The organism is Streptomyces sp. NPDC091292, assembly GCF_044757265.1.
Taxonomy (GTDB): Bacteria; Actinomycetota; Actinomycetes; order Streptomycetales; family Streptomycetaceae; genus Streptomyces.
In genome coordinates this window covers 582,096-602,744 of the sequence record NZ_JBIVUQ010000003.1, presented here as the reverse complement: position 1 = coordinate 602,744, position 20,649 = coordinate 582,096, and the positions used below count along the sequence as shown (strand labels likewise).

At 71.7% G+C, this 20,649-nt stretch carries 15 protein-coding genes; all 15 read right to left on the bottom strand.

Annotated features, from left to right (window positions below; all coding sequences use genetic code 11):
• Positions 1-112: 112 nt before the first annotated feature.
• The 15 genes from ACIQNU_RS14020 to ACIQNU_RS13950 all read right to left on the bottom strand — a co-directional run bounded on the left by ACIQNU_RS14020 (position 113) and on the right by ACIQNU_RS13950 (position 20,578).
• On the bottom strand, positions 113-1,375 hold the full coding sequence (locus ACIQNU_RS14020; RefSeq protein WP_401365548.1) for a helix-turn-helix domain-containing protein: 1,263 nt from the start codon (positions 1,373-1,375) through the stop codon (positions 113-115).
• A 233-nt stretch (positions 1,376-1,608) separates the two neighbouring features.
• Positions 1,609-2,172 (bottom strand): GNAT family N-acetyltransferase, encoded by a 564-nt coding sequence (locus tag ACIQNU_RS14015; RefSeq protein ID WP_401365546.1) that lies wholly within the window; start codon positions 2,170-2,172, stop codon positions 1,609-1,611.
• Positions 2,169-3,056, bottom strand: a complete 888-nt coding sequence (locus ACIQNU_RS14010) for a protein kinase (RefSeq protein WP_401365545.1) — start codon at positions 3,054-3,056, stop codon at positions 2,169-2,171. The genes ACIQNU_RS14015 and ACIQNU_RS14010 overlap by 4 nt, the downstream gene beginning before the upstream one ends.
• Positions 3,026-3,652, bottom strand: a complete 627-nt coding sequence (locus ACIQNU_RS14005) for a hypothetical protein (protein ID WP_401365543.1) — start codon at positions 3,650-3,652, stop codon at positions 3,026-3,028. The genes ACIQNU_RS14010 and ACIQNU_RS14005 overlap by 31 nt, the downstream gene beginning before the upstream one ends.
• A complete protein-coding gene (locus ACIQNU_RS14000) occupies positions 3,649-4,059 on the bottom strand; it encodes a hypothetical protein (protein WP_401365541.1) in 411 nt (136 codons plus the stop codon). Before ACIQNU_RS14000 ends, ACIQNU_RS14005 begins: the two co-directional genes overlap by 4 nt.
• A 222-nt stretch (positions 4,060-4,281) precedes the next feature.
• Positions 4,282-5,499 (bottom strand): helix-turn-helix domain-containing protein, encoded by a 1,218-nt coding sequence (locus tag ACIQNU_RS13995; protein WP_401365539.1) that lies wholly within the window; start codon positions 5,497-5,499, stop codon positions 4,282-4,284.
• 197 nt (positions 5,500-5,696) lie between these two features.
• A complete protein-coding gene (locus tag ACIQNU_RS13990; protein ID WP_401365537.1) occupies positions 5,697-7,664 on the bottom strand; it encodes a TOMM precursor leader peptide-binding protein in 1,968 nt (655 codons plus the stop codon).
• Complete coding sequence (locus tag ACIQNU_RS13985) at positions 7,661-8,416, bottom strand: ABC transporter permease (RefSeq protein WP_401365536.1); 756 nt, start codon at positions 8,414-8,416, stop codon at positions 7,661-7,663. The genes ACIQNU_RS13990 and ACIQNU_RS13985 overlap by 4 nt, the downstream gene beginning before the upstream one ends.
• Entirely contained in the window at positions 8,413-9,450 is a 1,038-nt protein-coding gene (locus tag ACIQNU_RS13980) for an ABC transporter ATP-binding protein (protein WP_401365535.1), read from the bottom strand. The genes ACIQNU_RS13985 and ACIQNU_RS13980 overlap by 4 nt, the downstream gene beginning before the upstream one ends.
• A gap of 47 nt (positions 9,451-9,497) precedes the next feature.
• Positions 9,498-10,655, bottom strand: coding sequence for a peptidase M50 (locus ACIQNU_RS13975; protein ID WP_401365534.1), 1,158 nt, complete (start codon positions 10,653-10,655; stop codon positions 9,498-9,500).
• Positions 10,652-11,755 (bottom strand): lantibiotic dehydratase C-terminal domain-containing protein, encoded by a 1,104-nt coding sequence (locus ACIQNU_RS13970; RefSeq protein WP_401365532.1) that lies wholly within the window; start codon positions 11,753-11,755, stop codon positions 10,652-10,654. Before ACIQNU_RS13970 ends, ACIQNU_RS13975 begins: the two co-directional genes overlap by 4 nt.
• Positions 11,743-14,541: a lantibiotic dehydratase gene (locus ACIQNU_RS13965; protein ID WP_401365530.1), complete on the bottom strand. Its 2,799-nt coding sequence runs from the start codon at positions 14,539-14,541 to the stop codon at positions 11,743-11,745. Before ACIQNU_RS13965 ends, ACIQNU_RS13970 begins: the two co-directional genes overlap by 13 nt.
• Before the next feature lie 29 nt (positions 14,542-14,570).
• Entirely contained in the window at positions 14,571-16,214 is a 1,644-nt protein-coding gene (locus ACIQNU_RS13960; protein WP_401365529.1) for a nitroreductase family protein, read from the bottom strand.
• 40 nt (positions 16,215-16,254) lie between these two features.
• Positions 16,255-18,252, bottom strand: a complete 1,998-nt coding sequence (locus ACIQNU_RS13955; RefSeq protein WP_401365527.1) for a TOMM precursor leader peptide-binding protein — start codon at positions 18,250-18,252, stop codon at positions 16,255-16,257.
• A complete protein-coding gene (locus ACIQNU_RS13950; RefSeq protein ID WP_401365526.1) occupies positions 18,242-20,578 on the bottom strand; it encodes a TOMM precursor leader peptide-binding protein in 2,337 nt (778 codons plus the stop codon). The genes ACIQNU_RS13955 and ACIQNU_RS13950 overlap by 11 nt, the downstream gene beginning before the upstream one ends.
• Positions 20,579-20,649 lie beyond the last annotated feature (71 nt).

Sequence of the window (20,649 nt, the reverse complement as noted above, 5' to 3'; positions counted from 1 at the left end):
GAGGCAGATCGGTTGGGACACGACGACCGTAGATGGTGACTGTCAGTCAAGCCATAAGCACCGTAGGTGACTTCGCCATCCCCGGTGTCGAAAGCCGTACAGCCCGTACGAGCTACCCGGCGACCCCCAAGTACGTGGCCATGTCGCGCATGTCCTGGGTCAACGTGCGCTTGCGCGTCTTGAGTACGTCCCCAACGACTCGCCGCGCCATGGGCTGATGACGCATCCAGGTTCCGCGCTTCTCCTTGATGCGCACCAGTTCTTCCATGGCTGCCTGGTGAGAGCCAAGGATGACGTGCGCCGACGCAACGTCCAGTTTGTGCCGCGACCAGTCGATGGCCGTCGGCTTCCCACGCGACTTCAACGCCTCGGGCGACAGAGCGTCGGTACCCGCTCGGCGCAGTAGCTCCCGTGCGTCCGACGCGTCCTGCCCCATGACCAAGCAGTCTTCGGCCGCCTTGATCGCTGCCGTAGCGGGCCCGAATCCGCCCCAGTGCGAGGGGAACATCTCGTCCTGGCGCCGCATGCCGCCCGCAGCACGCGCTGCCATACCCCTCGCCACCTCAGCGTCGTCGTAGCGACCGTCACGAACAGCCGCGGCAGCCGCGCGCAACCAGAGTTCTCCGTACAGGGAGATGCGCGCCGGGTCGGTCTCGGTCATACGGGGCTCGACCAGTTCGGCGGTGTCGATGGCAAGCCGGTAGCACTCGTCGAACCGGTTCTGCCGCAGCAGCAACCACAGCAGACCGACCACACCCACGGCGGCGGTGTGCTGGTCCCCCGCATCCCGCGCGGTGCGGATCGCGTCCGCGAGGGCGTGATAGGCCAAGTCGTACTGACGCAGTTGCGTGGTGAACTTTCCCGCCACCAGCAGGGCGAGGACCCGTACGGCTTCGGCCTCCACCCGGTCGTCGCCCTCGGCGGTCCGTACCGCTGCACCCGCCCGCACAAGCAGAGCGGGCAGTTGGGCGACCACACTGTCGTACCGGCCGGCCCGGTACAGCGTGTGCACATCCATGATCTGCCTGCGCAGCGCGCCGAGCCCCCCAATCTCCGGCGCCTCTGCCGGGGGCTCGACACCCGTGACGCCGATCGGCGGCATCAGAGCCATGCGCAGCGGTACGAGACGCCGCGACGTGTCCATGTCTCCGACAACAGGGGCAGGTGTCCCCCCGACGAACAGCCGTGACGTGGGCACATCGAGCGCTCGCGCGATCGTGTGCAACGTCTCGGTCCGGACCGGCTTCCCCTGCTCCGCCTTCTGGATCGTGAACACCGACAGGCCGGACGCTTCGGCCAACTGCTCTTGGCTCATCCCCGCCGTACGCCGCAACTGCTTGATGTGTTCCCGGACTTCGTTGCCTTCGGTCGTCATGTGGTTACCTCCTGCTACCACCGTACGCCGCGCCCTGTCGGCACTACCGATACCCGGTGCCACCACGGCCAAGCCCCGCTATGGAAACGGATGCGGCACCCTCCGTATCTCCGCCCCCCTCAGCGGAGCGTCCCGCAACCCTCCCTCGAACGCCGCCGTCCGCAGCCACGGCAGCAGCGGCGCCCGCTGCCGCGACCAACCAAGGCGACATCGTCGCATCGCGGATACGTCGTTCAGCTCCCTGGAAGCTGTCCGGTCGGCGCGCTACTGCGTCGTGTCTTGCCCGGTGATCGGTCGATATGGGCGCCCCATCCGGCGCGGCAGATCTCGTAGACCGGGTACGTCACCGGTGCACCGTCCGCCCGCCCCTGGAAGACGGCGGTGCGGGTGAACCCGGCCTTGCCCAGCACGCGGCCGGAGGCGGGGTTGTCGGGGTGATGCTTGGCGCTCAGCCGGTCCACATGGGTGGCGGTGAACGCGTACGCGATGACCTGCCGGACGGCGGCGGTACCGTACCCGCGCCCCCAGGTGTCTTCCCGCAAGATGTAGCTCAAGGTGGCGTGACCAGCGCCGCGGTCCCGGAACTTGATCACCCCGACCAGGTCATCACCAGCGGTGACACCGAAACACCACCGTTCGCGGGGGCTCGCCCGAGCCTGAGTGAGGGCGGTGGTGACATGAGCGGCGGCGTCTCCGATGGTCATGGGGTGGCGGCGAGTGAAGGTGAGGGAAGCGCCGCTGTAGATCCTCTGCACGGCCAGGACATCGCCGGGGACCAGGTCCCGCAGCGTGATCATTGGGTGTCCTCGATGAGGGTGACCAGGTCGGCGGCGGTGGGCCGCTCGGCGGCGACCGGTGCCATGCACGCGGTGATGATGTCCTCGAAGACGGGGAAGGACCATGGCCGGGCGTCATCGACGGAGAGGCGCTTCCCGGCGGCGATGGCCCTCAACTTGTCCGTCCGCGGGGTGTCGTCGGCGTAGGGCACGGGGCGGTGCCCGGTCCAGCACCAGAACAGGGATGCGCCCAACCCCCAGATGTCGGCCGGTGGTCGGGCCTGGATGTGGGTGTCCGTGGGGGTGGTCAGGAGGGCGTCGGCGATCTCGGGGGCGGTGGTGTGGGTCAAGGCTCCCCGGTACGGAAGACGATCAGTCGTCTCGGGCCCGCACGACAAGGCAAAGTCGAAGACGGCGGCGCGGTCGTCGGCGGTGATGAGGGTGTTGGTGGGCTGCACGTCGGCGTGGGTCCAACCGGCGGAGTGCAGCCGTTCGAGCTGCCCCGCCCAGGTTCGAGCGATGCCCAGAAGCCACGGCCGCACCGGGGGCCGATCGCCCTCGGGGCCGCGCGCCGGGGCCATGGCGTTCCACAGGGGGGTTCCGTCGATCCAACGGACCGCCAGCCACCGGCCGCCCTCCCATGGGCCGGCGTCGATCCGGTACCTGGGGCTGAGGGCGCCCGCGTCGGCGAGGGCGAGCAGGTGCCGGTCCTCCTGGGCCATCTCCGCGGCCTTGTCGCGTCCGGACGCGGCCTCGGGGTTGTTGGCCTTCAACGCCGCAGTGCCCCCGGAGCCGATGACCTTCCAGGCTCGGGAGCCTCGCCGATCACTGAGCAGATCGCAGGTGACGGGACCCAGCAACTGCTCCAGAGCTGCTACCGCCTCGACGGGAGGTGCTGCGCCCATAGTCTGATGTCCTTCCAGTCGTGCCCGATATCGCCGAATACGTCGCGGCCGTCGTCCCTCGCGGACGCCACGACCGCCGCCAGGTTCGGGGTGCGGTGCAGGAACCGGCCGTCGCGGGGCCGAACAGCGACCCGTACCGGGAGGAACGAAACCGGTGGTGGCGAGATACTGCGGCCCCTGCCGTCGGTGCGCTCCTCTCCCGCAGCGAACTTGCCGATCATCAACCCCACCGGTCCGTAAAGGTGCTTCAGGGCCCAGTGCGGCCACTGCACTACTTCCCGTCCTGCGCCCAGAATGGCGACGTTCTCGCACACGAACGCGCCATGGGCGCGGGCCGCCAACGGCCGGACCCATTCGGCGGCCTGCACGGCGGCGTGGAACACTTCGGCCTCCACGTCCAGGGGGGCACCGACGGCTTCGTAGAGCGTCCAGCCGGTCAGGCCGCGATCGAGGGACGGGGCGAGGTAGGGGCAGTGGGTGGTCACGGCCTGCACATAGGCGGCGATGTCCGCGCTGGGTGTGGTGGTGCGGGGTGCGATGAGGCGGAGCGCCCCGGCACTGGGCCGGAGCGCTCCGCCAACGGGCTCAGCAGTCACGGGGTCGGTGTCGCCGTCTGCCGCTTGGGGGCGGCCTCGTCACCTGGGACCGGCGAGCAGTCCCATTCGGCGACCACGGTCCCGCTCTCGCGGTAGTGGGCTAACCCTTCGTGGTCCAGGCGCCCGTGCTGGTCGGTGAACCAGATTTCGGGCAGCGGCCCGAACAACTCCTCATAGGCACGGACCCAGGAGATTTCCCCGGCTCCCGCGTTTGCCGCGTGCCCGATCTGACGCCCGGCGTGCTCGGCACAGAACGCCTGATACCCCGATGAGTTGAGAAGCCGGTGCCATTCGCCGTCGATGGCCGGAGAGAACATCTCCGGGGCAGGACACCCGGCGTCGAACCGCCGGGCGGTGAGGTTCAGGAACCTGCCGAGTTCGACCTGTTCCACGGTTTTGGTGGTCATGATGCGCTCCTCTTCTTTGCTTCGAATGGCGCCGACGGTCGGGCGGCGCAGCCTTCTTCCCCGCCGGCCGCCGCGGTCGTCCGGCAAGGAGGCCACGGACCGCGCGCCGGGAATCCTGTGGCGACCGACAGTCGCAGGATGCCCACCGCAAAACAAAGGAAGTACCCCATGCCGGGGTACTTCCTGACTGCGACTCAGCTTGACGGCTACTTGCCGCCCCCGTCAGGCCACTGCTTGGCCCATCCATGCGGCAAGCGTCCGTACGTCCTGGCCAACACGGCGGTACTGCTGGGCGAGGAGCCGTACCGCCTCGCGGGCCATGGGGTGATAGCGGGTCTGTTGAGGCGCCACTTTGCGCGCATCCTGCAATGCTGTCAGGGCCTTGTCCCGATCGCCGACCGCAAGGAAAGCACGCGCGGCATCGATGTGGTGATGTCCCCGGCGGGTGCGCGGCAGCGACGAGGGCAGACGCAGAGCGCTCGCTTTCCTCGCGGCCTCATCGGCGTTCTTGAGTTCGACCTGCGCGGCGATGTTGTGTACGGCGACATTCCCCGGGCCGAACGTGAGGTGGTAGTGCACCCGGTCCATTCGGCCGGGGATCTGCTCGGCAAGCCGGGAAGCCTCGGTGAGGTGGTGTTCGGTGGCCTGCTCGTCCCGGGCCCGGGAAGCGAGTGTGGCCTCACGCAGGCGCAAGCTGCCCAGCAGCGTCACTGCTGACGACGAGGATGCTCCTGCCTCTTCCGTGAGTCGGTCGCGAGCGTGAGCAAGGAGCCGGAGTCCGGCACCGTACTCGCGGGCGGCTTGGAAGCCTCCGGCACGCGACCACTGGGCAAGCGCAACCGTCAACGCGTCACCGGAAAGGTCCGCCGCCCAACGCTGCCGGTCATCCAACTGGCCGGAGAGGTCCGCATATCCGAGCCGGTAGGTGAGGCAGTGCGCCATGTAGTAAGCGGAAGCCAACATCTTCGCGGCCTGACGCTTCCTGCCGCCTTCCAGTAGATGCACCGCAGCCGTCAGTTCCTCCAGCAGTTCGGGCAGTGCCAGGCCGAGACGGGTGTACCGGGCCGCAGCACGGTGGCGGGTCGCTTCTTCAAGGTCATCGGCAATCTCTCCCAGAAGGCGCGGTGTGGTGCGCCATTCCGGAGGAAGATCGAACGCACGCACCACGGTCCGGATGGCTGCTATGGGGGCGTGTGCCTTCTCGTCAGATCGTTGCTGTCCACGGTAGGGCTGGCCGGTCAACTCCTCCACGCTCACGGCAAGTGTTCGTGCTGCGGTGGCGAGAAAGCCGTGAGTGGGCAGGCGCTCGCCCCGCTCAACTTTGCGGATGTTCCCCAGGGAGAGGTGGGAGTGCTCGGCGAACTCACGCTGGGTGTAAGCCGCGAGGTTCCGGTAAGAGGCGATCCTCGCCCCGATGCTCTCGTCGTCATGAATGGGCATACTGGACTCCGTTTCGACTTCACCACTCGAAACGGTACTCGGCAGGCTTGGGCCTGGGATCCGGATACGGCCCGCTTCCACAGCATTCGGAAGCGGGCCGTACCGCGTACGGACTGCACATACTCCGCTGATCTGTGGCGCAGTCAGTGCCGGGTGGTTGACAGCAAGGGTGGCAACGGCCACGGCGGAAGCCCCGGCTACGGAAACGGATGCGGCACCCTCCGTATCTCCGCCCCCCTCAGCGGAGCGTCCCGCAACCCTCCCTCGAACGCCGCCGTCCGCAGCCTCGGCAGCAGCGGCGCCCGCTGCCGCGACCAGCCGAAGTCGATCGGCAGCAACCCCGGGACCAGCGTCGCGACCGTCCGCAGGCCGATGCGGTGCTGCTCCGGCGTCGTCTGGTCGACGACCACGACATCGTGGCCCGCGCTCACCAACTCGTCCCGCACGAAAGCGACGTCGTCGCGCAGGTCCCCCGTGCGTGGGCGGTCCAGCGTCTCCCAGTCCGCGTAGATCTCCCGCATCGGCCGTACGGACGACGGTTCCAGATAGGTGCGGACGTGTTCCGTCATCCGGGGGAGGCCGAAGAGCTGGGCGTGGTCCTTGAGGTGGAGGACCTTGGTGAAGTCGTCCGCCATGGCCTCCAGTTCGCCTCGGCGTTCCTCGACCTGCCGGGGCAGGTGCGGGATGTACGTGAGCACTTCGGACAGGGCGCCTTCCAGTGCCGCACCCGGGTCCAGGCTCGCGCCCGCGCCGAAGGAGTACGTCCCAGGGCCGCCGTCGCGCCGCACCGCGAGACCGGTGACGACGGGGACCGCCAGGTCGATCCGGTTGTCGAAGGCGTGCACCGCGTACCCCTGGAGCGCGGCGCGGTCGATCATCGTGCGGACCGTCGGGTCCGCCACCGTGTCCAGGTCGATCTCGGGGAGCGGCGTGGCGCCGTACCAAGCCGCCAGGAAAGCGTCCCGTTCGATGAGTTCCAGCAGGCCGCCGAGTACCGCCTCCTCCAGACAGCCGCCGATCGCGCAGCCGTTGGAGCACTCGAAGACGAAGTTGTCGGAGGCGAGTCCCGCGCTGTAGTGGACGAGCCGGGCCGGTACGAGGAGCGGGCGCTCGTCGCGCAGCGAGTAGCCCCACACCCACGGGATCGGCCGGTCGGGGTCGAAGGGGCTCACCATCGGGTCGTCGCGGTAGGTCTCCGGCGCGTAGAAACCGCAGGCGGCCGGGTCGACGGCCGGTGTCCCGGCGGCCACCAAGGCGCTGTACGCGGCCGAAACGGGCGCGGTACCCGTGCGGCGGTGGGTGCCCGCGTACCGTTCCAGACCCTCCAGGAAGGCGAGATTCCGGCTGGCGTCGAAACCGTTGGCCTGGCCGCTCCAGGTCACGTCGGTGAGGCCCGCGTACCCCCGCATGAAGACACTGCCCGCGACCGGCGCCGTCGTCGGCGAGGTGACATTGATCCAGGTCCCGGCGCCGAGCACCCCGGACACGGGGTTCGCGAGCGCGGCGACCGGGATCGGGTACGCGGACGCCTTCCGCAGCCGGTACGCGTCGGGAGCCGGCTTCGGCCGGCTCTCCAGGCGCAGGACCCCGCCGTCCACACCGTCAGCGCCGTCAGCGCTGTCCGCGCCGCGCGGGCCGCAGTGCGGGCAGAGCGGGTCGGCGAGCAGCGGGAAGGTCCGCACCTCCAGCGTGGCGAGGTCCAGCCGCGACACCTGCGGAAGGCTGCCGTCCGGTGTGCCGGGCCCGGCGGGCGGCCGGGCCGCGCCGGTCAGGACAGTCGCCCGGTACAGGGCGTGCACGGCGTCCAGCGCGTACGGGGTGAGGGCCGGCCACACGCCCGCCGCCCGGGTACGCACCCCCGTCTCCAAGGCATCCCGCTCGGTACGCGTCCGCAGCCTCTGCCACCGCATCGCCAGACACTGACCACAAGCAGAGCCGCCCCCGCCGCCCCCGCCCCAAGGGCCCACCAGCACGGCCTGCGCGGTGAGATGGACGGTGGCCGCCGGACGGACGGCCGCGTACGGGTCGGCGCCGCCGCGCCCGAGCACATCGGCAGCCCCTAGCGGCACGACGACCGGACCGCCCGGCTCACCCACATACGCGGCCAACGACCGCTCCAACAGCTCCCGCGCCTCCTCCAGCACATCGGTGCACGTCGTCGTCATGCCCGGTTGCTCCAGCGGAAGGTCTTCAGGGCCAGGGCGCCGAAGACGAGCGTGAAGACGGCCAGGCCCACGCAGCCCACCCCGATGTCACCGAGTCCGCCCCGGCCCGAAAGCGCCGCCGACACCGCGTCGTTGAGGTAGCGCAACGGCAGTACGCGGGAGACCGTCTGGAGCCAGGACGGCATCATGTCGAGCGGCAGGAACGAGCCGGACAGGAACGCCATCGGCACCATCAGGAAGTTGGCGATGGCCGCGACCGCCTCAGGGGTGTCGGCGTACGAGCCGATGACCACGCCGATCGTGAGGAACGCGGTGATCCCGAGCACCAGGACCGGCAGCGCGAGCGGCCAGCGGGCGTCCAGGGTCAGGCCGAAGACGGGCAGCATCGCGACGGCGACGAACACGACGGCCTGCACCGCGCCGACCACGAGGGCCAGGACGTAGCGGGACGCCAGGACGGTGGGAAGCCGGGTCGGGGTCATCCGGATCAGCCGCAGCAGATCGTCCCGCCGCCACTGCATCAGCGTGAACGCGACGCCGAACACGGCCGCGTTGGCGACGCCCCAGGACATGACGCCCGGCGCGATGTACGAGATGTACGGACGCCCGGTCTCCTCGACCTCCTGGCCCCGGAAGATCAGTCCGAACACGACCAGGAAGAGCAGCGGGAAGGCGAAGGTGAAGAAGAGGGTCGCCTTGTCCCGGACCTGCGCCCGGTAACCGGCGCCGGTCAGTGCCGCGTACGCGCTCATGCCTGGTGCTCCTGGTGTTCCTGGTGTTCCTGGTGTTCCTGGTGCTTCTGAGGAAGAGGGGATGGGGGGGCGCTCTGCGCGTCGGCGGCGCCGGTGAGTTCGAGATAGACGTCTTCGAGGGTCGCGGTCCGCGTCTGTACGCCGTCAAGGCCGGTGAGCGCGTCCACGGCCCGGAGGACCTTGCCCGACACCGTCGTCTCCAGGACGAGCGAGCCGCCCTGCACGGTGACCCGGTCGACGCCGGGGATGGCTTCCGCGTCCGCGACGCTCAGCCGCTCCTCGGGGATCAGCAGCCGGGTGGGCGCGCCGGCGGCGGTCACCAGGTGGTGCGGCGAGTCGAGGGCGACGACCGCGCCCGCGACGAGGATCGCGACCCGGTCGCACAGCGCCTCGGCCTCGTCCAGGTGGTGCGTGGTGTAGACGATGGTGCGGCCCGCGCTCTTCAGATCGCGGAGCACCTGCCACAACTCGCGGCGCGCCTGCGGGTCAAGGGCCGCCGTGGGCTCGTCCAGGAAGATCAGCTCGGGTCCGTGGACGAGCGCCGACGCGATGGCGAGCCGCTGGCGCTGGCCGCCGGACAGGTTCTCGACCAGGACGTCCCGCTGCTCGGTGAGCCCGACCGACTCCAGTGTCCGGTCGGCGTCGGCGGGCCCGGCCCCGTACAGCGCGGCGACCGTCCGCAGATGTTCGCGCGCCGTCTGGCGTACGAAGAACGCGGAGGTCTGGGTCTGCACGCCGAGCAGCGGGAGGAGGGCGACGTTCCGGGGCCAGGGCGACTGGCCGAGGACCGTGACGGTGCCGGAGTCGGCCTGGCGCAGGCCCTCCATGATCTCCACGAGGGTGGTCTTCCCCGCGCCGTTGGGGCCGAGGAGGCCGAAGAACTCTCCTCGCTGGACGGTCAGCGACACGCCGTCGACGGCCTGCCGGTCGCCGTACCGCTTGCGTATCGCGTCGACGACGACGGCCGCCTCGGTGGACGTCCTGTCCGGTACGGGCCGGTCCGGTACGGGCTCCATGGTGCTCGCCTCGCTCATGTGGTTGTGCGCCTCTTGGGGTCGTGGGGGTGGGGGAACTGGTGGGGTCAGTGAACTAGCTGGATGTAGAGGCCGGTTGCCAGGGCCGCGACGATCAGGGCGACCAGGGCCGCCGAGCCGATCCCGTAGGTGAGGTAGATGGTGCGGGCCCGGCGTGGGTAGTGGGCCGCCGCCTTGCGGTCGCGCAGGGCGAGCCGCAGATAGCGTCCGCTCTCCGGGGCGAGGTGGGTGGTGCGCAGGGCGTGGCTGAGCATCGTGTAGCCGTCGAGCGGGGGCAGCGGCAGCAGATTCACGAGGGCCTGGACGCTGCCGAGCAGCAGAAGCGCCGACAGGACGCGGCGGGTCGGATCGTCGCCGGGCAGCGCGGCCCACCAGCCGAGGAACGGCAGCAGGAAGAGGAGGTTGGCGAACGCGCCCGCCCCGGCGACCGCGAGCTGCGGCCAACGCCCTTTCAAATAACGGTAGTTGTCGACCGTGCAGTACATCACAGCCATCGGCAGCCGCCAGCGCAGCCCGATCTCGCCGACGGTGCCTCCGTGGTGGCGGGCCGCGATGCCGTGGGCGAGTTCGTGGACGGCGGTGCTCAGCCAGAGCAGGGTGAGGACGGCGACGAGCGGGGCGGGCCGGTGCAGCAACCACCAGGTGTCGTCCACGAGTTGCGGCAGCCCGAGGGCCAGCAGCACCTCCATGGCGACGAGGATCGCGGTGAGCGGGAGCAGGACGGGGGTCCGGAGTACGGGGCGCAGGAGGCGGTGGAGCCGGGTCGTGGTGGCGTTGGCGTCGGCCACCAGGCGGAGGGTGCCGTGGAGCAGGGTGCCTTGGAAGGGGGGTGTGGGGGTCGCCGGGGACGTCGGGGTCGGGGGCTCGGAGCCGGTCAGAAGGTGACGGGCGCCGAGCAGGCCCAGCAGCCGGTGCCAGTGCGCGTCGGCGAGACGCTTGCCGAAGGTGTCGGCGTACTCCGCGCCAATCTCCCCCAGACTGCGGTCACCGTCGAACCGCGAGATGAGGAAGTACTCCTTCGCCCCCACCTCGAACGCCGCTCCGCCCGCCGGATCCTTGAGGAGATGCACGGTGGCCGGACCGCGCAGGAGGGGCGGGCTGAGGAGGATGTCGGGGCGGAGGGCGGGGCGGTACGAGAGGAGGTCGCCCGGAGCCGCGGCGGGAGCGGGAGCCGAGGCCGACGCCGACTGGGGGTCGGTGCTCATCTCGCCCCCGCAGACGCCGGGTCCGCAGCTGCCGAAGCCGCCCCCGCCACCGGGGAATCCGTCCCTCCGGAGTCTCCCTCCCGCAGCACCCGCCCCAGCACATGCGACAAATACGCCTCGTCGCGGATCGTCACATGCAGCCGGTTGTTGGTCATGTGCATGTACGGGGAGAGGAGCAGCGGCAGGGCGACCGCCGGGTCCGTGACCTGTTCGTCGCGGGTGCCGTCCCAGGACCGGAACACCAGCTCGCCCCGCTCGGCCAGCTCGAAGGCGCGGGCCCGCAGGTCGAGGCAGTGTTCGGCCCAGCCGCGCAGGAAGACGGGGAGCCGGTCGAGTTCGCCGGCGTCGATCGCCGCCCGGACGGCCGCGAAACGGCGCCCGAGCCCGGGGGCGGTCTCCGCGTAGTTCTTGTCGTACTCCTTCGAGCCGATGAAACCGGTGCCGGGGAACGCCTTGTGCCAGAACTCGTAGTAACGGTCCAGATAGGCGCCCAGCTCGTCCCGGTCGGACAGGAAGCAGCTCGCCATCACCATCATGAGCTGGGCCGATGTGCCGAGGAGCACGGTCCGCAGATGGAGGTTCATGGTGCGGAAGGCGTCCATGACCAGATCGCTGGAGTGCGCGAAGTGCCATTCGGCGAGGGCGACCCCGGCCGGTCCCCCGTACTTGCCGTACTCCGGCTCGTACGGCTCGTACGAGAAGGAGTTGTTCGGCCGCAGGTTCATCCGGCCGTCGGTGTCCATGAACGCGGCGCGGTCGCCCTCGGGGAACTCGATCTCGAAGAGGGTGTTGTAGAAGTCGTTGAGGAAGCCGGAGTCGACCTCGTACAGCGCGGGACGCGTACGCAGGAAGCGGCCGATCGCCTCCTCCGCCCGCCGCCGGACCTCCTCGGTGGCGGCGGCGTCCGCCGGTCTGAGGCGGAGCCGGACGTGCGGGCCCTCCAGCCAGTAGTTGATGAAGAAGTGCCCGTCGAGCAGTCCGTCTGCGGTCAGTTCGGCGATCAGCGGCCGGACGCACTGCACGAGCATGGGCTGCGGATTGGCCGCGTAGAAGATGTGGAGGGCCTGCCAGTCGCCTGGTACGGGGGTCAGTTCCGGCATGTCGAGGGGGCCTCTCCTGTGCGGGTGGTGAAGGTTTCCACGGCGAGTTCGGCGACGTGGGTGCCGCGTGCGGAGCGGACGTGGGCGCCGTCGTCGGAGGGCAGCATCTCCCGCAGCACGACCCGGTCGTCCGGGTGCGCGGGCAGCGCCTCCAGGGCGGTGAGCGACAGTGCGCTGCGGAAGTCGACGTACTGCGGTTTGGCGCCCGCGCCGCCCCGGGGGCCGCCGGACACGGTCGCGAAGACCTGCTCGGGCAGCCGGTGCGCGCGCCGCCAGCGCCGCCAACCGAGGAACCAGTCCCGGTCGTCGGCGCCGGGCGCCCGCACGGGCAGGGCACCGGCCGTGGTGGTCCAGCTCCGCCGGCTGAGGACGACCTCGCCGTACCGCACCCGGGGCCGGACCGTCACCCCGTCGGTCGCGTCGCCCTCCGGGACACCGCCCCACACATCGACGGGCGCCATGGACGTCGGGGACAGCAGGAGGAGGGTGCGCGGGATCTCGGGCAGGGCGAGCGGTACGAGATAGCCGAGGTAGACGGGGATCACCTCACGACCGAGGCGCGCGGAACGGAGCACCAGCCGGTCGGTGTCGGCGTCGTGGTGCAGGGACAGGTCGTCCAGGTGGATCCGCCGGTCCTCGGGCACGGTGCTCGACTCGCCGGGGCAGACGATCTGGTACGCGGTGAGCGGGCTGTGCAGGTTCAGGTTGCTGGTGACGGCTCCGCCCGTGATCTCGGCGAGGACCGCTCCCCCGGGCGTGACGGTCTCGGCGTTCGCGCGCAGCTCACCGGAGAAGGACCCGGCACCGCCGGGGTCGCCGTCGTGCGCGGGGGTGTCGTAGACGTGCGTGAAGCGGCTGAAGGGGAAGGAGAGGCCGCCGTACGAGCGGTTGAGGACGATCAGGCGTTCGCCGCCCTCGCGGGCCAGTTGGACGTGGTGCGACTGAGGGACGAACTCGCCTGCTACGGGGGCCAGTTCGGCGGCCACCGGGTCGAGGTCGGCGTCACCGAGCCGTATCTCCTCCGCGTCCGTTCCCTCCTCCCAGGCCGCCCACGCCCCCCGCATCCGCTCGATGAACGTCCGCCGCGCCGCGTCGATCGCCCGGATGCCGGGCAGCCCGAGCCAGTTCTCCTCCGCCACATAGTCGCCCCGCTCGTCGAACGGCTTCCGGCGGGCCGCGAAGGACAGGTACTGGTCGAAGAAGTCCTCGTGGAAGTCGTGGACGAGTCCCAGGAGGTCGTCGCACCGGCCGCCGCGCCCGTAGCGGGCCAGGAAGAAGCCCTTGAACGTGACGCGCTGCGGCAGCGTGAGATCGAAGGCGGGCAGGATCCGTTCGACGGACCGCAGGGCGCCGCCGTCCCGTCCGGTCCAGGCGCCCAAACCGCAGGTCAGATCCCGGCCCGCGCTGACGTCCTCGTAGAGCAGGGTCTGCGGGAGGGTGGCTTCGGGGTCGCCGAGGAGGGCTTGGGCGGCGCGCAGTCCTGTCCTCAACTCCCTCAGCAGTTCCGCCCGTTCGGCACGTCCGGCCGCCGGATAACGGTCGACCACGGAGACCGGCCCGTCGAGCGCGTCCGCGAGTCCGTCGGCCCAGGGGCGGCCGAGTCCGCGCAGGGCGGTTTGGAAGGAGCGCGGTGGGTCGGGGCTGTGGACGTCGGTGTCCAGGCACGGCACGCGGACCATGCCGAGCTGGAGCAGCGCGGCGACGTAGGTCTCGCACTGCTCGGGCGAGGCGTCGTGCTCGGAGCGCAGCCAGTCGGTCAGGTCGCCGTAACGCAAAGGGGTTTCGCCGTCGAAGAGGGCGAGCAGCCGGTCCAGGGTGCCGCTGCGGCGCAGGAAGAACAGCCGGTCCTTGACCGCGTCGAAGGTGACGGCGGCCGAGTCGTCGCCCGTGCTGACCCACTGGCGCACATACCGGATCCGGTCGTCGTCCCGCTCCCAGCCGGAGGCGAGGCGTACGGGGAGGTCGGCGCGGCGGGCGGGGTCGGCGCGTATCAGCTCGGCGAGCCGCCCCAGCACCACGACGTTGAGCCGTACGTGGCTGGTCCACTCGTCGTCCAGGTGGAGCGCCGCCTCGGGGGAGCCGTCCCCCTCGAAAAATCCCGTCGCCACCCCCGTAAAGGTGCTGAACGGGCTCGTCTTGCACGCCGTCCGATAGAGGTACGACAGCACGGACCGCTCGATCTTCCGCATCCGCTTGTCGTACGGCGCCCCGGACCGGCCCTGGGCCACGAAGGCGTCGAGCCGGCTCTCCAGGGTCGGTGAGGCGAGCAGCAGACCGCAGCGCAGCCGGTCCTCGGTGAGCAGATCGCGCAGGGCGGCCCGGGTCCGGTCGAGATCGGCGGCGAGCAGCGGCGCGCCGTCGGCCCGCAGCGTCTCCAGGAGCCGCCGGTCACGCACCCACCGCTCGGTCAGATCGGCCGTCCGGAGGTCGAACCGCCCGGCCAGCCGGACCGCTTCCTCCGGGTCGGGCGGGAGCTGGTTGTTGAAGATCCTGCGGCGCAGCGCGAGCAGGGCGCGGCGCTGCTGCCCGCCGCTCCCGCCCGGTGCGGTGTCGGTGGCGCCGATCGCGTGGTGCAGCAGCTCGCTCAGTTCGGCGGCGCGGGCGCGGAGCCGGTCCTCGGCGGCGAGCACGTCGTCGGCCCAGCGTCCGCTGTCCTCGCAGCGCAGCGCGTGCACGGTCTCGATCGGCAGCCCGGCGACGCGCAGCATGAAGCGGCGCCCCGGCCGCCAGTCGGTGCGGTCCGGGCGGGCGTCGGGTCGTACGGGTGTGAAGGTGTCCGGTGTCATCGCGTTGTCCCCCTGTCCTTGGTGCCCGGTCAGGCGATCTCGTAGCGGAAGTCGGCCGGGTGGGGCCGTTCATGGCCGAGCAGCATGATCAGGAGCGGGTTCTCGCCGGTGCGGTCGAGGGCGAGTTCCTCGATGAAGGAGATGTTGTCGAAGCCGAGGGCCACGCCCGCGCCGAGGCCGAGTGCGGACGCCGCCGTGTAGAAGGTCTGCGCGACGGCGCCGACCGTGCCGTTGACCAGCCGGTAGCCCCGGTCGCCCACCGCGTCCAGAACGGCGGCGGTCCGCACGGTGGGGACGAGGACGGCGCCCGTCTGCTCCAGGTTGTAGTTGGAGAGGAAGTAGTTGCGCTGGAGGAAGGCTCCGGGCGGTCCCGGCACCAGCAGGCGCAGGGTGTGTGCGGCGGGGTCGTAGGCGTAGGCGCCGGGTTCGACGCCGTCGACGTGGTTGACGAACGCGTACAGCGTGACCAGGCCCGGCAGCGCCGGCAGATCCCAACCGGTATCCCCCGGACCGGTCGTGGGGGTTTCGGCGTCGCTGCCGAGTGAGGCGGCGGCGCAGGCGGCGAGGGTCGCGGCGAGCTGTGCGGAGGTGACGGGACGGGTCGCGTCGAACCGTCCGAAGCTGCTGCGGCGCTCGCGCAGCGCGGTCCGTACGTCCACCGGCGGCAGGTCGGCCGGGGGCAGCGGCACCGGCGTCCCGTTGCCTTCGGGCAGCGGGGTGCGGGCCGGGTCGAGCGCGCCGGGCGCGGGCCGTGCGGTGGCGGCGTCGGCGGTCGCGGTGTGGATGCGCTGAAGGGTGTCGAAGTGCAGGACCCGGCGGGAGCGTTCGGAGTCGTGGTGCGGGATCGCGGGGGGTGTGTCGCGGGCGGGGGCGGTGGGGCGCGCGCCCTCCCATCGCAGCGGTACGACGGCGAACACGCCCTCCTCGTCCGGGTCGACGCCGAGGACCCGGGCTACGCGCGCCTCGTCGAACCAGAGCGCGGGCTCGACGGTCAGGCCACGGGAGCGGGCCCAGATGCGCCACGTCTGGAGGATCGCACCGAGGTCCATGCTGACGGCGTGGAAGGAGAAGCTGTTGTACTTGAAGGCGTTCTGCCAGTACTTGATGCCCAGCACCAGGAACTGATCGCAGCCGCCGCCGACCTGGTGGTCGTCGCCGAGGGCGGCGCGCAGGTCGCCCGTCGCGTCCCCGGCGACCAGCCGCTGCATCGCGTGCCGGGGCGCCGAGTAGTAGTGGACGCCCGGCGGGTGGGGTCCGCTGGGCCCTGACACCCAGTAGACGCTGACGGGGTAGAGCCCGCCGCCGGACGCGGTGCCGCGTGACCAGTTGGCCTGGGCGTAGTGCGGGAGGGCCGCGAGGTCGGTGTTGGCCTGGACGCCGAGGCGGCGGCCGGTCAGCCCGTAGGAGTCGCGGAGCATACCGGCGAGCGCGTCGAGAGTGAACACCCCTTCTCCGGGGGCAAGTTCGGGCCCGGCGGACTCTGTGGGCAGACATCCGGCCGCCACGGTCGCGTCTGCCGGGAACGCCGGGTCCGGCAGCGGGAAGGTCTCGACGCCCGGGTAGTACTTCGCCTTCCTGGGCCGGTCCGCCCAGTCGGGGACGAAATCGGCGGGCTCCATCGGGATCCGGCCGCGCTGCATGATCGCTGCCGCGTAGTCATGGGCGTAACCCACGGGACGCTCCTCTCTGCGGGACGGTGGTCCTGGGCGGTGGTCAGGGGAAGGGGTGGGGTGCCGGATTCAGGTCGTCCGGGGTGAGGTCACGGTCACGCAGTCCGGCGGCGCGCAGGGCGGTGCGCAGCCGGGGCATGGTGCGGGCCCGCTGCCGGGACCAGCCGAAGTCGATGGGCAGCAGCCCGGGGACGACCACGCTCACCGTGTGCAGGCCGAGCGTGCGCTGCTCGGGCAGGGTCTGATCGACCACGACGACGTCGAACCCGGCCGCCGTGACGGCCCGCACGCAGCGCGACAGGTCTTCGCGGAGATCGGCGGCGGCCGGGTCGCCGGACGACGGATCGGGCCACCGCAGATCGGCGACCGCAGACAAGGGCCGCTCACCCCGGTCGCCGCGGTCACCCCTGAGCAGGAAGTCGGCGTGCACGCCCATCTCCGGGACGCCATAGACGAGCGGATGGTCGTGCAGGGCGGTGACCTGGTCGAAGTCGCCCGCCATGGCCCGCAGTCGGGCCTCGTCGCGCTCCGTACGCCCCTGGAGGTTCACCGCGTCGGTGGCGATCTCGCAGAGCGCCGAGTCGAGCGCCGACTCGGGGTCGAGCCCGGCGCCCGCGCCGAAACACATCCGGCCGGGGCCGCCGTCGTAGCGCTCGGCGACGGCCGTGACGACCGGTACGGGGAAGGTGATCCGGGTGTCGAAGAAGCGGGCCCGGTAGCCGTACATCGCGAGCCGGTCGACCATGTGCCGGGTGCTCGCGCGGGTGCTGGTGGCCGGGTCGATCTCGGGCAGCGGCTGCCGCCCGTACCAGGCGAGCAGGAAGGCGTCCCGCTCGATGACCTCCATGAGGCCGAAGTAGACGGCCTCCTCCAGGCAGCCCCCGGACGCGCAGCCGTTGGAACTCTCCTGCACGAACCGGTTCTCCAGACCCGGCGCGTGATAGTACGTCAGCACTTCCGGAACCAGGCGCGGCTTGTCGTCGCGCAGCGAGTAGCCCCAGACCCAGGGGATCTCACGGTCGGGCGCGAAGGGGCGTACGTGGGGATTCGCGCGGTAGAACTCCGGTGCGTACAGGCCGACTTCGCGCGGGTCGACGGCGTCCGGGCCGAAGCCGTCGAGGGTGCCGGTGACGCTGGTGGTCCGGGAGCGCGCCCGCATCCCCGCGTACCGCTCCATGCCTTCGAGGACGCCGATGCGGTTGCTGTGCCCGAAGGTGTCGGCGTGCCCGCCCCAGAAGGTCTCGCGCAGATACTCGCCCGAGCGCATCGAGAAGCAGCCGATGGTCGCCGATGTGGAGGTGGACGAGACGTCCTGCACCAGCGAGGGCCCGAGCGCCCCGCACACCGGGTTCGCGAACGCGGCCACCTCGACGGCGTACGCGTCGACGGGCCGCACCCGGAAGGTCCCGGGCCGGTACTTGGGCGCCGGACGCAGCACGATCCGGGCGCCGTCGGCCGTGTCGGCACGGGGTGTGGCGCAGCGCGGGCACTCGGGGTCGGGGACGAGCGGGTACGCGCGGGCGGTGAGGGTCCGCAGATCGACAAGGCGGATCAGCGGGAACGGGCCCTCTTCCCCGCGCCGATGGTCCTTCTGGTCCCGGAGTCCGGTGATGAGCGCGGCGAGCGCGTCCGCCACGAACGGTGTCGCGTACGGCCACTCCCCCGCCGCGCGGGTCGGCCCACCCAGCTCCAGCGCGTCCCGCAGCGCCACCGACCGCACAGCCTGCCAGCGCCGGGCAAGGCAGTGGGCGCAGCCGGTACCGTCCGGCCCCTCGGACGCGGGCATCGGTCCTATGACGACGTGCGCGCCGTACACCTGGACCGGAACAGCCGCCCGTGGCAGCTCGTCCCCGGTCTGGCCGAGCGCGAAGGCGTTACGGATGCCCAGCGCGCCGACGCTCACCCGGGGTCCGCCGAGCCGGGCGAGGGCAGGGGTGAGGAGGTCGTGGAGGGGGTGGCGTACGGGGCCCGGTGCCGGGGGGCCCGGCGGGTGTTCGGCGACCGTAGTAGGACTCGGACCAGGACTGGGACTAGGCGCCACGAACGTCCTCCGTGGTGAGCAGGACGCGCACGGTTCTGATGCCGGCGGCGGCCAGATCGGCGGAGCCGGTGGGGACGGCGAGGGCGTCGCGTCCGGCGGCCCCGAGCCGGTCGAGGACGTCGGCCCAGCCGGTCTCGGCCTCGTCACCGGACACACCCGGCGCGTCGGTGGCGTCCGTGACGTCGATCGTCTCCGCGTCGAGATCCCGCAGCAGCGGGTCCCCGGTGTCGTACGGGACGGCCGTGTCCTCGCCCGCGAGTTGCACCTGCCCGACGAGGTCCCGTACGGCGGCCACGGCCGCGCGCAGACGGTCGGTCTCGCTGCCGACGGCCCAGGTGCCGGCGCCCCGGGCGAGCAGCACATGGACGCCCGTGCGGTCGCTCTCGCCCAGGTCGAGCAGGTCGAGGTCCACGCCGAGTACGGCCGCCGAGCGGACGAGGAAGGTGAGTTCGGCGTCGGCACCCGGCGCATCGCCGGAGGGCTCGGGCTCGTCCGGCGCGGTGAGCGGCACCCGGCGCACCGGCCCCGCGCCGCGCAGGGCCCGCAGCAGCGCGTCGTGGGCGAGGGCCGAGAGCAGCCCGTCGGCCGCCGCGTCCGCGAGGGTCGCTCCGGCGCCGGTCCCGGCCCGGGTCGCCTCGAAGAGCCGGTCGGCGTTGTGGGGGCCGAAGGTCCGTACGGCGGCGGCCGGGACGAGGACCTGTTCCTTGCTGAGCAGCGAGGTGGCGGGGCGCCAGGCATCGGCGTGATCGGCGGCGAGGCCGAGTGCGGTGGTCAGGGTGGCGGGCGCCAGGGCCCTCGTACCGGCGGCCCGTGCGGCAGCGAGCTGATCCTCCGTCAGAATGTCGGCGTCGGGGACGACATGGTCGGCGTACACCTCGGCGGCTGCGTCGAGGGCGCGCAGCCGGGCACCGGCGACATGGTGCACGTCGAAGGCGGCGACCCGGCGGGACACGCCGTGTCCGGTGCCGAACTCGACAAGGGTGGCCTTGAGCGGGATCTGGGTGAGGGGTTCGTCGGCGAACCGGGTGAAGACCCCGGCGCGCGGCCGGACCAGGACCGAGCGGCGGTTCAACTCCTCGACCAGGGCGTCCGCTTCCCGGGCGGTGGCGAGGGTGGGCATCGGGAGGGTCCCGCTCCCCGCGGCGGTGAGGTCGATCACCGGGACGGCCACCGGGACAGCCACCGGGTCCACCACTCCCACGGGTACGCAGACCGTGCAGCGCGGATGCGGAAGCAGCGGTTCGGTGCTGACGTCGAGGGACCGCATGTCCTGGACGACGAGCTGCCCCGCGGTCTCGGCGGGCAGGGCGCCGGTGGTGAGGCGGAACACCTCGTAGCCGAGGAGGTTGCCGAGCATCGCGGACTGCGGCTGGTTCGGCCGCTCACCGACGGGCTCGGCGTCCGGCACGGCAACCGCGTGCCAGAGGTCGGCCGCCGCCGCTGCCGCGCCCTGGACCTCGCGCGGATCCCGGGAGCCGCGCGACCCGACGCGCAGCACCGCGCACGCCCAGCAGCCGGTGGACGTGGAGGTCGACAGCGGCCCCACGACGGCCTGGCCGCCGTAGGACCAGGCCGGCAGGAGCGTACGGCCCTCGGGCACCCCCGCGCCGAGCAGCGGGAACAGTCTGCGGGGCGCCGCCGCGCCGCCGGTCACCACGACGACGTCGTACCCGTCGAGGTCCGCCCAGCCGAGCGGGGCGCCGGGGCGTTCGGCGGGGAGCGTGGGCAGGTCCACCGGGCAGCCGTCGGCGGCGGCTTCGGCGGCCTCCGCCTCGACGGCCTCGCGGGACGCGGCGCCGAGGCCCGGCGAAGTCGCCACGGTGGCACAGCCGTTGCGGATCAGCCCGAGCGCGCACCAGCGGGCGACGAGGTCGTCCCCGAGGACGGCGACCCGGGTGGTACGGAAGCGCCGGAAGCGGGCCTCGGCATCGTCTGCGTAGTGCTCGGCGTAGGCGATCTGCGGGGCGTAGCGGCGGGCGACGGCGGCCGTGGTGCTGAGGGCGTCCGGGGCCGCCCCCTCCGTGCTCCCGGTGGGCTCCGGGTGCGCGACCGGGCGGGCGAAGTCCCTTTCGTACAGGCTCTTCACCAGCTCCCCGACCATGGCCCGCTGCCCGTCGCCCAGGCCCTCGCAGAGGTCGGATACCGCGTGTTCGCCCGTGAGGTGGGGGACGATCAGGGTGGCGAACCGGTAGGCGGACTTGGCGGTCAGCTGGAATCCGCCGTCGGCGTTGTGGAACAGCACTCCTTCCGCGATCTCGGTGAACAGGACGTCCCTGCGGATGCGCGGCCGGGTCGCGGCGACGGCTTCGTAGGCGGCTGAGCCCATGTGGATGACACCCCTGGATGCGTGGTCAAGGTGGCCGGATCGTGCGAGGTCGGGCGGGGTCGAACGGGTCG